The following is a 13351-nucleotide window of genomic DNA, read 5'->3' as shown; positions in this document are numbered from 1 at the left end:
AGACTCAATGCCGTCGCCGGAACACTACCGTTACCCGAAATTGATCGACTCGAGTGGCCATACAGCGTTGGAGGACCAGGGCCGTGCTAACCGCTGGACCAGACACCCGCGTGGTGGAGCTGCGCGTCCACGGGCTCATGGGCACGACGCCTGAGTCGCTCGTCTCCGCGGTCGCCGCGGTGGACGTCGCGGGCGACGGCGTCGGCCGGATCGTGCAGCCCGCGGACCGGCTGCTGCGCCCCGCGCCGGGGCCGATGCTGCGCGCCGAGGGGCAGTCCGTCCCCAGGGTCGTGGAGGGCTACATCTGGGGTGGGATGACCTCCGGCGGCGCGGTGAAGGCCGCGTGGGCCTTGCTGTTCCCGTTCTCGCTGGCGAACGTGGCGCACTGGATGCTGCCGCCGATCCCGTCCGGACACCGGCTCGCGCGGCGGCTCGGGCTGGTGAACCGGTCGCTGCTGCGGCTCGCGGCGGTGTTGTTGACCATGTTGCTGGTCACCCAGGCCGCGGTGGTGAGCCTGGACCTGGTCGCCGCGCAGTGCCTCGCCCCCGGCTCACCGTGCCTGGCGCGCACGGTGCCGGGATGGCTGCGTGACGTCTACCTCGTGCGCCCGATGGTCGGGCTCGTCCCGGTCCTCCTGTTGATCTACATCCTGTTCCGGATCTCGTGCGTGGCCTGGGAGACGACCGCGCCACGCAACCCACCGCCGACGCCGCCCAACGCCCGCGTGCAGCTGCCCGGCACCAACCTGGTGGCCGATCCGGACACGCCGACGCTGCGGGCGCTGCACCTGCTGGCCGCGCTCGCGACGGTGGCGCTGCTGCCGCTCGGCGGTCCGTTCGCGGCGCCGAGGGGCGCCTTCCTGATGGTCCTGTGGGCGCTGGCGCTGGCGCTGCTGGTGGTCTCGTTGCTGGGGGTGCTGCTGCTCGACGACCCGACCGGCGCGCATCCGGGGCGGGCCGGCCGGTGGCTGCGGACCACGTTGGGGCCGGTGACCCGCCGGGTGCTGCTCGTGGTGGGCTGCGTGCTGGTCGCCGCGTCGGCCGCGGCGCAGGACCCGCTGCCGCCGTCGCTGCCGGGGACGGACTCGACGGTCGAGGCGCTGGCGGCCGCGCTGATCGTGCTGGTGGTGCTGTTCGGCGTGCTCCTGGTGCCGGCGGCGCGGATCGCCGGGCAGGAGTGGCGCGGGCAGCCGCCGGCGCTGCGGCCGTGGGCCGGCGGGTGGATGTCGGCGCCGGTGCTGGCGGTGGCGGCGCTGCTCGGTGGCGGGTTCGGGGTCGGGCTCGCGGTGGCGGTGCGGCAGCTGGTCGGCGCGACCGGCAGTCTCCCCGAGGGCTACCGGCCGGTGACGTTGCTGTGGGGTGCTTCGGCCGCGTTGGGCGTGGTGGCCGCGGCCGGCGCGGGGGTGGTGGCGCTGTTCACCCTGATGCGGCTGCGGGCCGGCCGGTTCACCGACGGCGAGGCGACGGTGCGGCTGCTGCACGAGGACAGCGTGCGGGACCTGCCGGCGGCGGTCCGCGCGTGGCGGGCGGCCGGGTGGCGGCGGTCCCACCTGCATCACATGGTGCTGGCCGGCGCGCTGGTGCTGTCGGTGGGCGCGGCGGTGGCGTTGTTCGTCCGCGTCTCCGGGGCGTCGCTGCCCGGGTGGACCGATCCGCTGTCCGCGGTGGGGGTGCTGACGCTGGGCGTGCTGGCCGGCGCGTTGCTGCGGGCGGTGTACAACGCGGCGCGGGCGCCGTCCGCGGGCCGGCAGCTCGGCGTGATCACGGACCTGGCGAGCTTCTGGCCGCGGGAGGCGCACCCGATCGTGCCGCCCTGCTACGCGATGAAGGTGGCGCCGGAGCTCGCCGCGCGGACCGTGGAGCACCTGCGCGCGCCCGGCACGCGGGTCGTCCTGACCGGCGACTCGCACGGGAGCCTGCTGGTCGCCGTCGCGGCCGCCAGGTTGCTGAACTCGCTCAACGAGCCGGAGCGGCGGCGGATCGGGCTGGTCACGGTGGGCTCGCCGTTGCAGTGGGCGTACTGCCGGGCGTTCCCGGCCGTGCTGCCGTTCTCGGCGCTGGGCACCCTGGCGGGCGAGCTCGGCACGCGGTGGCGGTCGCTGTGCCGCGGGACGGATCCACTCGGCGGCGCGGTGACGACGTGGGGGCAGCAGGTGTACGAGTCGACCCTGCTCGGCGTCGGCTTCCGCGCGGACGGGACGTCGGGGCCGCTGCCGGCGGCGACCCGCGCGCCGTCCGGTGCTTTGGTGCTGGGGCTGGACCACTGGCTGCCGGACCCCGCGGCCGGCCCGTTCCCCGGCCGGCGGTGGACCCCCGGCGTGCAGCGGCACGCGAACTACCCGGCGGACCCGGAATGGGACCGCGCCATCGCGATGGCGGCGGGCCTCGACCCGGCCGAACCGACGGTCGGCGCCTTCGAGGCCCTCCTGCCCTCACCCCGCTGAGTGGTCCACCGGCGCGTGCAGGGTGCTCAGCAGGGCGTTGGCCACGTCCGGGTGGTCCGCCTGGGTCAGCAGGCCTGCCGGGCCCAGCAGGCCTTGGCGGTCCACCGTCACGAGCGCGTTGCGCAGGACCGGGCCGAGGTGTTCACGTAACGTCGCCTCAAAGGTCGTCAGGTCCGTCGCGTGGCGGAAGACGCCACCGGACAGGATCAGGACGCCCGCGCCGTGCGGGCCCAGTTGGCCGTCGACCATCCGCAAGTGGCGGCGTACGGCCAGGATCACCGCCAATTGGGCGATCTCCAGGTCCACCTCCTGATCGTCCACTGTGGACGGAACGAGGCCCACGTGCTCGTGCCGGTGGGTGGCATGCGCGGCCAGCCCGGGCGACCCGGCCAGGCGCTCCACCGCCGCCTCGGCCACCACGCCCGGGGCGCTCGCCCGCATACCCAGGTCGCCCTCCACCGTCCGGCGGTCGGCCGGCAACGCCACCGCGTGCACCGACACATCCACTGTGGACACCGCGGAGTAGACGTCCGTCGTGGCGCCGCCGACGTCGACCACCAGGACCGCGCCCGGCTGATCATGCTGTGCGGCAAGGACTCCGGCCAGCCGGGACACTCCGGACAGGACCGCGTCCGGGGTCACCGTCCGCACCATGCGGCGGAACCGGGGCCCGCGGGACAGGCCCTTGCCGCCGATCACGTGCCGCAGGAACACCTCGCGGATCGCGGCCCGCGCCGGACCGGGAGCCAGCTCGCCGACATCCGGCAGGACGTTCGCCGCGGGGACCACCCGGCGGCCGGTCGCGGACAGCGTGGCGAGGGCGGCGGGCTGGGCCTCGATGTTGCCGGCCAGGACGATCGGCACCGCGAGCCGGGCCGACGCGAGGCGGGAGGCGTTGTGCAGCAACACCTTCTCGTCACCGCCGTCGGTGCCGCCCACCAGCAGGACGACGTCGGGCGCCGCCGCACGCAACGAGCGCACGTCGGCCGGGGCGAGCGAGCCGGTCGTCACGTGCACGACCTTCGCGCCGGCCGACAGCGCCACCCGGTAGCCGGCCTCGGCGCTGACCAGGCGTTCCTGGCCGACGACCGCCAACCGCAGCCCGCCGCCGGCCGAGGAGCACGCCAGCACCTCGGTAGCGGCACCCAACGACGCGGTCACCGCGGCCACCCCGTCGAGGACCTCGGGCGGCGTCGTCCGGTGCTGGGCGACCCCGAGCACCGCACCGGACGGCGCGACCAGCACACCCTTCGTCCACGTCGAGCCGACGTCCAGGCAGAGGACCGTCACCGAGGGGTGGCCTCGGGGTCCGCGCCGTCCACCGGCAGCGGCGATGCCGACGCGCCGCGAAGGCCCAGCAGTGAATGCCGCCGGCCGTAGGCGAAGTACACGACCACGCCGATCGCCATCCAGCCGAAGAACCGCAGCCACGTGAGGATCGTCAGGTTCAGCATCAGCCACAGGCACGCCAGGATCGCCGCCACCCCGATCACCGGCAGCGCCGGCACCCGGAACGCGCGCGGCAGGTCCGGATGCGTCCGCCTCAGCACCAGCACGCCGGCCGACACGAGGATGAACGCGAACAGGGTGCCGACGTTCACCATCTCCTCGAGCTTCGAGGCCGGGAAGAACGTGGCGGCCGCCGCGACGAGGCCGCCGACCAGGATCGTCGCGCGGACCGGGGTGCCGTGCTCGCCCGTGCGGGACAGGCCGCGCGGCAGCAGGCCGTCGCGGGACATGGCGAAGAGAACCCGGACCTGGCCCAGCATCAGGACCATCACGACCGTGGTGAGACCGGCGAGCGCGCCGATCGAGATGACGTTCGCCGCCCAGTCCTCGCCGTTCAGCGCGAACGCGGTCGCGAGCGTCTTGTGCTCTCCGTCGCCCGTCGCCAGGTCGGTGTACTCGACCATGCCGGTCACCACGAGCGAGACCGCCACGTACAGCACGGTCACGATCGCGAGCGAGCCGAGGATGCCGCGCGGCACCGCGTGCTTCGGGTCACGGGTCTCCTCGGCGGTCGTCGCCACGACGTCGAAGCCGATGAACGCGAAGAACACCAGCGACGCGCCGGCGAGCAGCCCGAACACGCCGAACGCGCTGCTCGACCCGCCGGCCAGCCAGGAGAACACCGTCTGGTCGACCCCGGTCGACGACGCCGACGAGCCGGTCTCGCCCGGTGGGATGTACGGGCTGTAGTTCGAGGCATTGACGAAGGAGAGCCCGAAGAAGATCACGAACAGGACGATGGCGACCTTGATCCCGGTGATCACCATGCTCACCCGCGAGGACAGCTTCGTGCCGACCGCGAGCAGCACGGTGAGCGCGGCGATCAGCACCAGCGCGCCCCAGTTGACCGTGACCGCCCCGACGTCGAACGACGTCGTCACGCCGTCGCCGAACAGGTAGCCCAGCACCGTCCGCAGGTACTCCGACCAGCCGGTGGCGACCGCGGCCGAACCGACCGCGAACTCGAGCACCAGGTCCCAGCCGATGACCCAGGCGAGGAGCTCGCCGAACGTGGCGTAGGAGAACGTGTACGCGCTGCCCGCCACGGGGACCGTCGAGGCGAACTCCGCATAGCACAGCGCCGCAAGCGCGCAGGCGATCGCGGCGAGCACGAACGCGAGCGACACCGACGGCCCGGCCAGGTCACCGGCGGTGCGGGCGGTGAGCGTGAAGATGCCCGCCCCGATCACCACCGCGACGCCGAACACCGTGAGGTCCCAGGCGCTCAGGTTCTTTCGCAGCCTGGATCCCGGCTCATCGGTGTCCGCGATGGACTGCTCGACCGACTTCGTGCGCCACAGACCGTTGCCCGGCACGGCCGCCTCCTCACGCCACCGCCCGATCTGGTTCAGACCATAGTGGGATCGCCGAGCCGGCCCCGCACGACGAACGGCTGCGGCAAGTGGGGGCGGCGATCGTCAGGCCGGGTCGGGAGTGATCGGGTCCGGAGCCTTCTCCTCCGCGCCGGCCGGCGTGCGGTCCAGGTCCGGCTCCAGGTAGATCAGCCGGGCGGCCGGGACCGCCGTGCGGATGCGTTGCTCGGAAGCGTCGATCTCGGCCGCCGCCTCGGCCAGCGGCAGGCCGGGTTCCATCGCGATCTTCGCGGCCACCAGGAGCTCGTCCGGGCCCAGGTACTGGGTCCGGATGTGGATCAGGCGCAGCACGCGGCCGCCGACCGCCGCGGCGGCGATGTCGTCGAACTCCTTCGGCGTCGCGCCCTCGCCGATCAGCAGGCTCTTCATCTCGATGATCAGGATGATCGCGATGACACCGAGCAGGATGCCGATCATCAGGGTGCCGACGCCGTCCCACATCGGGTCGTCCGTGACGACCGACATGCCCACCCCGAACAGGGCGAACATCAGGCCGAACAACGCGCCCGCGTCCTCGAGCAGCACCACCGGCAGCTCCGGCGTGCGCGACTGGCGGATGAAGCCCCACCAGGAGACCTCGCCCTTGATCTTGCGGGACTCGACGATCGCGGTCCGGAAGCTGTAGGACTCCAGGACGATCGCGACGACGAGGATGGCCACCGCGACGAGCGGCGAGGTCAGCGGCTCCGGGTGCTGCAGCTTGTGGATCGCCTCGTAGATGGCGAACGCCGACCCGAGGCTGAACAGCATCAGCGCGACGATGAACGAGTAGAAGTACCGGTCCCGGCCGAACCCGAACGGGTGCTCGCGCGTGGCCTTGCGCCGCGAGGTCTTCTGACCGAGCAGCAGCAGCCCCTGGTTGGTCGTGTCCGCCACCGAGTGCACCGACTCGGCCAGCATCGACGACGACCCGGTGATGGCGAAGCCGATGAACTTGGCCACCGCGATCCCGGCGTTCGCCCCGAGCGCGGCGAGGATCGCCTTCGTCCCGCCCCCTGTAGCCACGGCTACTCCTTACCAAAGTCGGATTTGTCGCAAAAGCACCCAGAGCCTAGAGACTGGACACTCCGGCTGTCGCACCGCCCACCGTCGCGGCGAACAGCCGTACGGGCGAGTCCCCCACCGGGGCCAGCACGACGTCCGGGTCCAGCGCCGGCAACCACATCGACTGCCCGCGCCCGAGGGACAGCTCGCGACCGTCGACCGCAGCGACCCGCACCCCGCCCTCGACGCACACCATGACCCGCGGCACACCGCCCTCGAGCTTGACCTCCGCCCGCGGCTCGTCCGGGGCCCACTCGATCCGGGACAGCTCGAACTCCGGCGCGGGCGTCCGGTACACCCGCCGCGGCCCGGCCGGCTCGCCCGTGCACACCGTCATGTCGCCGAACCCGAAGTCCAGCACCCGCAACAGTTCCGGCACGTCGACGTGCTTGGGCGTGAGCCCGCCGCGGAGCACGTTGTCGGAGTTGGCGAGCACCTCGATCGCGGTGCCGTGCAGGTAGGTGTGCAGGTTGCCGGCCGGCAGGAAGATCGCCTCGCCCGCCTGGAGCACCAGCCGGTTGAGCAGCAGCGCGGCCAGCACGCCGGTGTCACCCGGGTACCGCTCGCCGAGCTCGAGCGCGGTGCGGCACTCCAGCTCGAACTCGCCGTGCTCCTTGACGTGCGTGACGCACGCGTCGAGCAGGTCCGGCAGCAGCGCGTCGATCGCCGGCTGCGGCAGCGTGATCCACGTGGTGAACAGCGCCCGCAGGCCCTCCCGGTCGGGCTCGCCCGCGAGCAGGTCGACGTACCCGGCCAGCGCGGGCGTCTCGATCGCGCGCAGCAGCTCCACCGTCCGCGCGGGCGAGCGGAACCCGGCCAGCGCGTGGAACTCGGTGAGCGCACACAGCAGCTCGGGCTTGGCCGTCGGGTCCGGGTAGTTGCGGTTGCCGGCCTCGCGCGCGATGCCGGCCTTCTCCTCCCGCGCGTAGCCCTCCGCTGCCTGGACGGCCGACGGGTGCGCCTGCAGCGACAGCGGCTCCTCGGCGGCGAGCACCTTCAGCAGGAACGGCAGCCGGTCGCCCCAGCGCCCGACGACCGCCTGGCCGAGCTGGCCGATCGGGTCCTCGGCGAGGACCTCGACGAGCGACCGCGCGGTGCCGTCCGCCGCCACGATCGCGGACGGGTCCCCGGGGTGCGCGCCGAGCCACAGCTCAGCCTCCGGGTGCGGCGCGGGCACCTCGCGGCCGAGCAGCGCGGCGATGGTGGTGCGGGACCCCCACGCGTAGGGACGCACCCGGTTGTCGAGCAGCTGCATCAGACGCTCACTCCCGTGGCCTGGCCGGCGCGTAGCGGGTGGTGCCGCCGGTGGTGCCGGCCGCGAGCCCCAGGTAGAGCGCGGCCAGCTGGAACCGCAGCGCGAGCACGGCGGCACCCGTGGTCTCGTCGGCGGTGATCTCGTCGGCCGGCGCGAGCACGTCGGCGGCGGGGAACGTGTCGACGGCGAGCCTGCGCACCGGGTCGGCCGCGGTGGCACTCACCGCGAGCAGGAACACCCGCAGCGGGGAGACCTGCGCCGGCTCGAGGTCGTCGGGGTCGGCGAAGATGTCGTGCTCCGCCGAGGCCCGGGTGGCCGCGCGGTGCAGCGCGGTGCGGCTGGTCGCCTGCGGGTAGGCGGCGATGTCGCAGACCAGGTCGGTGTGCGTGGCGAGCACCTGGGTGGCGAAGATCGCGACACCGGTGGCCACGTCGTCCAGGCCCCACAGCAGCGGCGTGCGCTCGGCGAGTCGCAGCGCCAGCGACTTGGCCGGGTTGACGAACGACTCGTGCTGCGCGTGCCCGCGCTCGGCCTCCCGGTCCAGCTCGTCGGCGACCATGCCGAGGTCGGTGCGCAGCAGCTCGAGCGTGGTGGCGGTGACCAGCCCGCCGGCCAGCGCGCGGGTGAAGCCGAACCCGGGCGGCACCGGCACCCGCGGCGTGACCAGCACGCACTGGCCGGCCGCGGCGGCGGCCACCGGGCCGTCCTCGGGCGCGGTGAGCACGACGCCCGCGCCGTAGCGCCGGGCCCGGTCGATCGACTCGGCGAGCGATTCGTCGCCGGGGTCGTCGGTGTGCGCGACCACCACGTCCAGCGGCCCGAGCCAGGTCGGTGTGGTGTCGGTGAGCACCACCGGCACCGGGCAGGTCTTGCCGAGCAACGCCAGCAGCAGCTTCGCGACCGCCGGGCTCAGGCCGGGGCGGGTGATGAGGACCAGCGCGCGGGGCTGCGAGCCGGCGAGCCGCGCGATGCCGGCCTCCTGCGCGGCCTCGACGGTGGCCCGCACCTGCGCACCAGACAGCGCCGCGGCGTGCAGCAAGCCGTCGGTGTCGACCTCGGCGAGCCGGCCGAGGTCGTCGAGGAGCGTGTCGTCGACGGCGGAGCTCACTTGTCGGCTGTCCCGTCGGGCGGCTCGATCGCCTCGTCCAGCAGCAGCACCGGGATGCCGTCCTCGACCCGGAACTGCCGGCCGCACGACGTGCAGGTGAGCACGTCGGCCTCGGGGTCGGTGGGGCTGCCCACGGTCAGCGGCGCGTGGTCGTCCGACGGGCACGCCAGGATCTCCAACAGCTGCGGGTCCAGCTGGACTGCCATGGCTTCTCCTCCAGTGTGCTCAAGCGCGGACGATCGCCAGCACCTCGTCGCGCAGCGCGGCCACCGCCGCGTCGTCGGCCGCCTCGATGTTGAGGCGCAGCAAGGGCTCGGTGTTGGACGGACGCAGGTTGAACCAGCCGCCGTCGCCGAGCTCGACGGTGAGCCCGTCCAGCTCGTCGGTGCGCACGCCTTCGCGGCCGGCGAACGCGTTCTTGACCGCGGCCATCCGGCCGGCCTGGTCCCCGACCGTGGAGTTGATCTCGCCGGACGCGGCGTAACGGCTGTAGGCCGAGGTCAGCTCGGACAGCGGGCGGTCCTGCTCGCCCAGCGCGGCCAGCACGTGCAGTGCGGCCAGCATGCCGGTGTCGGCCTTCCAGAAGTCGCGGAAGTAGTAGTGCGCGGAGTGCTCGCCGCCGAAGATGGCGCCGGTGGCGGCCATCTCTCCCTTGATGAACGAGTGCCCGACGCGGGTGCGGACCGGCTTGCCGCCGTGCTCAGCGACGATCTCCGGCACCGCGTGCGAGGTGATGAGGTTGTGGATGACCGTGCCGCCCGGGTCCTTGGCGAGCTCGCGCACGGCGACCAGCGCGGTGACGGCGCTCGGCGGCACGGGCTCGCCGCGCTCGTCGACGACGAAGCAGCGGTCGGCGTCGCCGTCGAACGCGAGCCCCGCGTCCGCGCCGACCTCGCGGACCTTGGCCCGCAGGTCGACGATGTTCTTCGGGTCGAGCGGGTTGGCCTCGTGGTTGGGGAAGGTGCCGTCGAGCTCGAAGTACATCGGCACGATGTCCATGGGCAGGCCGTCGAACATGGCCGGCACGGTGTGCCCGCCCATGCCGTTGCCGGCGTCGACGACGACCTTGAGCGGGCGGCTCGACGAGAGGTCGACCAGCTCGCGCAGGTAGGCGACGTAGTCGGTGAGCAGGTCGCGGGTCTCGAGCTTGCCCGGGGTCGTGCCGGGGGTCGGCGGCGTCCGCGCCTCGACCTCGCGCTGGATGTCGGTGAGGCCGGTGTCCTGGCCGACGGGCGCGGCGCCCGCGCGGCACAGCTTGATGCCGTTGTACCTGGCCGGGTTGTGGCTCGCGGTGAACATGGCGCCGGGCAGGTCGAGCCGGCCGGCGGCGAAGTACAGCATGTCGGTGCTGGCCAGACCGATCGACAGCACGCCGGCGCCGCGCCCGGTGACGCCGTCGGCGAACGCGGCCGCCAGCCCGGGTGAGGAGTCGCGCATGTCGTGGCCGACCACCACCTGCGCCGAGCCCACGAGGTCGGCGAACGCGGCACCGATGTCGCGGACCGTGTCGGCGTCCAGCTGCGTGCCGACCAGGCCGCGAATGTCGTATGCCTTGACGATGGCGGACAGGTCGCGCACGGGTCTCCCCAGATCAGTGAATCGAAAGCGGCGCCATCGAGCCTATCTGCCGGTGCTGGCTCGGTGTCCCGCGCTGGGGATCAATCGGCGGCGGCCTACTCGTCCGTTACACCGGGCACGACGCGCAGGTGGCCGCGGCGTCCGGTGCCCGTCGCGGGGGCGGCCGGTGCGGCCTCGACCGGGGGGTCGACCCGCCCGGCCTCCCGGACCGCCTCGGCGAGCGCGGTGAGGTCGTCGACGGACGGCTCCGGCTCGGCGAACTCGCCCTCGTGGCGCACCACGTCCCAGCCCCTCGGGGCGGTCAACCGGATCGCGTGCCGTTCGCACAGGTCATAGGAGTGCGGCTCGGCGTAGGTGGCCAGCGGGCCCACCACGGCCGTGGAGTCGGCGTAGACGTACGTGAGCGTGGCGACCGCCGGGCTGGTGCAGCCCGTCCGCGAGCATCGCCTTCTGCGCACGGTGGGCAGGGTAGCGCCGGTATCCGACGGGATGTGGCAGGCGCGCGGGCAGCGCGTCACCCCGTCTCGCTGACAGTCGGCGGCCGGGGAGTTCGGCGTACCCTGTCCGAATCATGATGGCGATCCGGTCGGCTCGAGCGCGCCTGCGACGGCGGAGGGATCGGCGCGGCCGCGGCATGCGCGGCATGCTGTACCCGGCCACCCTGCCGGCGGCGCTGAGCAAGTCGGAACGCTTCGACTCGATCGTGCTCGAGGCCCTCGAGCCGATCGACGAGCGGTGGCACACGCAGCTGGGCAAGCTCGACGTCGCGGTAGACGACGTGCCGGAGATCCCGGATGCGGATCCGGCGACCGTGCAGTGGGGCAGCGACGTCGTGGAGGACGGCAACGTTCCGCTGGCCCGGTTGGTGCCGGCCGGGGTGGACGCGGCCGGGCTGCCGACGAGGGCGCGGATCGTGCTGTACCGCCGGCCGCTCGAGTCCCGCGCGCACGACCGGGCGGACCTCACCGACCTGGTGCGGGAGGTGCTCATCGAGCACGTCGCCAGCTACCTGGGGGTTGATCCGGACACCGTCGACGGCACCCAGGACTGACCGCCGGGCTAACCGGCCGCCCTTCGCCCCGCCGCCGAGGGGACGGCGGTGGCCAGCACGAACAGCGTCACCGCGAGCTGGCCGAGCAGCAGCGCGGAGCGCACCCCGTCGGCGAAGGTGATCCGCACCTCGACCGCCTCGGCCGGCACCGGCACGGCGACCAGGTGCCCCCAGGCGCGAACGGTGGGCACCGCTGCCCCGTTCACGGTGGCCTGCCAGCCCGGCTCCGCGTTCGCGGACAGCACCATCAGCCGGCCGTCGGCGCCGCGGGCGACGTCCGCGGCGATCGACGGCGGGGCGCCGGGCACGGGCACGCCGTGCACGTCCGGGTCGATGGGCGGCGCTGAGCCGGCCCGCGCCTCGGTGGCCAGCCTCGGCCCGATCAGTTCGGCGCCGGTGTTCGGCTGCAGCACCCGAAGTACCGGCCTGTCGTCGGCGGTGTCGGCCTCCTGCCTGGTCAGCGCCCCCGCGACGGCGCGCACCCTGCGGGCGTCCGCGCGGTCGGGCAGCACCACGAAGGCCACCCCGCTGGTGGCCAGCTGGGCAATGGCGGCGGGCGTCTCACCCGGCTCTGCGGCTCGCAGCGCGGTGACGATCCGGTCGAGCCGGGCGGCGCCGGCCCGCAGCGGCGCGATGTCGTCGTCGCCGAAGCCGGCCGGCCGGCCCCTGGTCAACCGAGCCGGTTCGGTCTCGTCGCCGACCACCAGCACCGATGTCGAGGTGTTGGCCAGCTCGGCGGTCAGCGCCGGCACCAGTCGCACCGACCCGGACCCCGGCCGGTCGGAGCCGAGCTGTCCCGCGGAGCCGGACAGCGCGGCGCCCGCGGCAAGCACCGCCACCGCGATGCAGCCGACCACGGGCAGCACCCAGCCGGGTGCCCGAGGGCCGGTTGCGGCCTGGCCCTGCGGGGCCGTCCGGAACGCGAGCAGCACCGTCACCAGCAGCCCGCAGGCGGCCAGCAGCAGCGCGGGGCCGGTGAAGCCGGGGCGGGCGGCGCCGCCGGCGATCGGGGTAGCGGTGATCGCGCCGAGCGCGACGGCGGCCCCGCCCCCGATGAGCGCGACCAGCAGCCCGAGCAGCATCGCGGCCCGCGGCCGCACCAGCACGGCGATCGCCGCCGCGAGCAGCAGCCCACCGCCCAGCCATGGCACGCCACCGGGGCCGCCCGGATCGAGGGTGAGCAGCCGCCACCACTGCGGGGTCTGCTCCGCCACGGCCGCGCCCACCCCGTGCAGCACGACCGACGGGCGCTGCACCAGCACCGCGGGCCACGGCATCAGCAGGCCGAGCGGCAGCAACACGACCGCGAACAGGCTGGCCGCTCTGCGCAGCGTGGCCGCCCCGCGAGACGGCACGACGACGAACCCGACCAGCGCGGCGCCGAGCACGATCAGGTGCACCGCGGGCGCGAAGGCGCCGATGACGGCCAGGCCGAGCGCGGTGGCCGCGGCCCGGTTCAGCCAGCCCCCGCCGGGGCTGCCGGCGCTCGCCCGCAGCATTCCCGCGGTGCCGGCGAGGACCAGCGGCAGCAGCACGTGCACGACGGCCACGTCCAGCCGCCCCTGGGCCACCCCCGCGGTGCCGGCCGGTACCGCGGCGTAGGCCGCCGCTACCGCCGCGCGCGGCCAGCGGCCGACCGGCAGGTTCCGGGTGGCCAGGTAGCCGGACAGCGCGGCGAGCGGCATCGCGCCGAGCATCAGCAGCGAGACGCCGACCGCCGGCGAGCCGAACGGGGCGCCGAGCAGCCCGACGACCGCGAGCGCGGCCGGCGCGGGCGCGGCGCTGCCGCCCCCGGTCGGGTGCCAGCCGGCCAGGTAGGACGACCAGGTGGCGGCCAGCCCGTCGGGCGGGAACAGCCGCCCACCGCTCAGGTCGAGACCGAGCCGGTCCCGGTGCACCACAAGGGCCAGCGCCACCGTGCCGACGGCGAGCCACAGCGCGGGGCTGCGCAGGACCGCGCGCACCAGCGCCCGGACCGGCCGCTCGTCG

The 13351-nt window shown here is 74.2% G+C and carries 10 protein-coding genes and 1 pseudogene; 2 read left to right on the top strand and 9 right to left on the bottom strand.

Annotated features, from left to right (window positions below; all coding sequences use genetic code 11):
- Positions 1-83 precede the first annotated feature (83 nt).
- A complete protein-coding gene (locus GEV28_RS01220; protein ID WP_291407640.1) occupies positions 84-2444 on the top strand; it encodes a hypothetical protein in 2361 nt (786 codons plus the stop codon).
- Here GEV28_RS01220 and GEV28_RS01215 read toward each other — a convergent pair.
- From GEV28_RS01215 to GEV28_RS01180, 8 genes are all read right to left on the bottom strand, one after another.
- Positions 2433-3734 carry a glutamate mutase L gene (locus GEV28_RS01215; RefSeq protein WP_291407638.1) on the bottom strand — a complete coding sequence of 434 codons (1302 nt, stop codon included), beginning with the start codon at positions 3732-3734 and terminating at the stop codon, positions 2433-2435. The genes GEV28_RS01220 and GEV28_RS01215 overlap by 12 nt on opposite strands.
- A complete protein-coding gene (locus GEV28_RS01210; RefSeq protein WP_291407636.1) occupies positions 3731-5269 on the bottom strand; it encodes an amino acid permease in 1539 nt (512 codons plus the stop codon). The genes GEV28_RS01215 and GEV28_RS01210 overlap by 4 nt, the downstream gene beginning before the upstream one ends.
- A gap of 102 nt (positions 5270-5371) precedes the next feature.
- Positions 5372-6331: a cation diffusion facilitator family transporter gene (locus GEV28_RS01205; RefSeq protein WP_291407634.1), complete on the bottom strand. Its 960-nt coding sequence runs from the start codon at positions 6329-6331 to the stop codon at positions 5372-5374.
- A gap of 46 nt (positions 6332-6377) precedes the next feature.
- A complete protein-coding gene (manA, locus tag GEV28_RS01200) occupies positions 6378-7625 on the bottom strand; it encodes a mannose-6-phosphate isomerase, class I (RefSeq protein ID WP_291407632.1) in 1248 nt (415 codons plus the stop codon).
- Between the two features lie 7 nt (positions 7626-7632).
- Complete coding sequence (locus tag GEV28_RS01195; RefSeq protein ID WP_291407630.1) at positions 7633-8733, bottom strand: SIS domain-containing protein; 1101 nt, start codon at positions 8731-8733, stop codon at positions 7633-7635.
- A complete protein-coding gene (locus tag GEV28_RS01190; RefSeq protein WP_291407628.1) occupies positions 8730-8939 on the bottom strand; it encodes a Trm112 family protein in 210 nt (69 codons plus the stop codon). Before GEV28_RS01190 ends, GEV28_RS01195 begins: the two co-directional genes overlap by 4 nt.
- Positions 8940-8958: 19 nt before the next feature.
- Entirely contained in the window at positions 8959-10311 is a 1353-nt protein-coding gene (locus GEV28_RS01185) for a phosphomannomutase/phosphoglucomutase (protein ID WP_291407626.1), read from the bottom strand.
- A gap of 95 nt (positions 10312-10406) precedes the next feature.
- Positions 10407-10769 carry a DUF3499 domain-containing protein gene (locus GEV28_RS01180; RefSeq protein ID WP_291407624.1) on the bottom strand — a complete coding sequence of 121 codons (363 nt, stop codon included), beginning with the start codon at positions 10767-10769 and terminating at the stop codon, positions 10407-10409.
- A 176-nt stretch (positions 10770-10945) separates the two neighbouring features.
- Here GEV28_RS01180 and GEV28_RS01175 point away from each other — a divergent pair, with 176 nt between their 5' ends.
- Positions 10946-11362, top strand: a complete 417-nt coding sequence (locus tag GEV28_RS01175) for a metallopeptidase family protein (protein ID WP_291407622.1) — start codon at positions 10946-10948, stop codon at positions 11360-11362.
- Between the two features lie 8 nt (positions 11363-11370).
- Here the strand turns inward: GEV28_RS01175 and GEV28_RS01170 are convergent.
- Positions 11371-13351: pseudogene (locus GEV28_RS01170) on the bottom strand (glycosyltransferase); the annotation flags it as partial.

The sequence above is a fragment of the Actinophytocola sp. genome, assembly GCF_009379765.1.
Taxonomy (GTDB): domain Bacteria; phylum Actinomycetota; class Actinomycetes; order Mycobacteriales; family Pseudonocardiaceae; genus Actinophytocola.
This window is presented reverse-complemented; position numbering and strand designations above follow the sequence as displayed.

What these genes read in the sequence shown, in the direction of transcription:
- manA (WP_291407632.1), bottom strand. Translation starts at nt 7,625, where the DNA reads ATGCAGCTGCTCGACAACCGGGTGCGTCCCTACGCGTGGGGGTCCCGC.
- GEV28_RS01190 (WP_291407628.1), bottom strand. Translation starts at nt 8,939, where the DNA reads ATGGCAGTCCAGCTGGACCCGCAGCTGTTGGAGATCCTGGCGTGCCCG.
- GEV28_RS01175 (WP_291407622.1), top strand. Translation starts at nt 10,946, where the DNA reads ATGCGCGGCATGCTGTACCCGGCCACCCTGCCGGCGGCGCTGAGCAAG.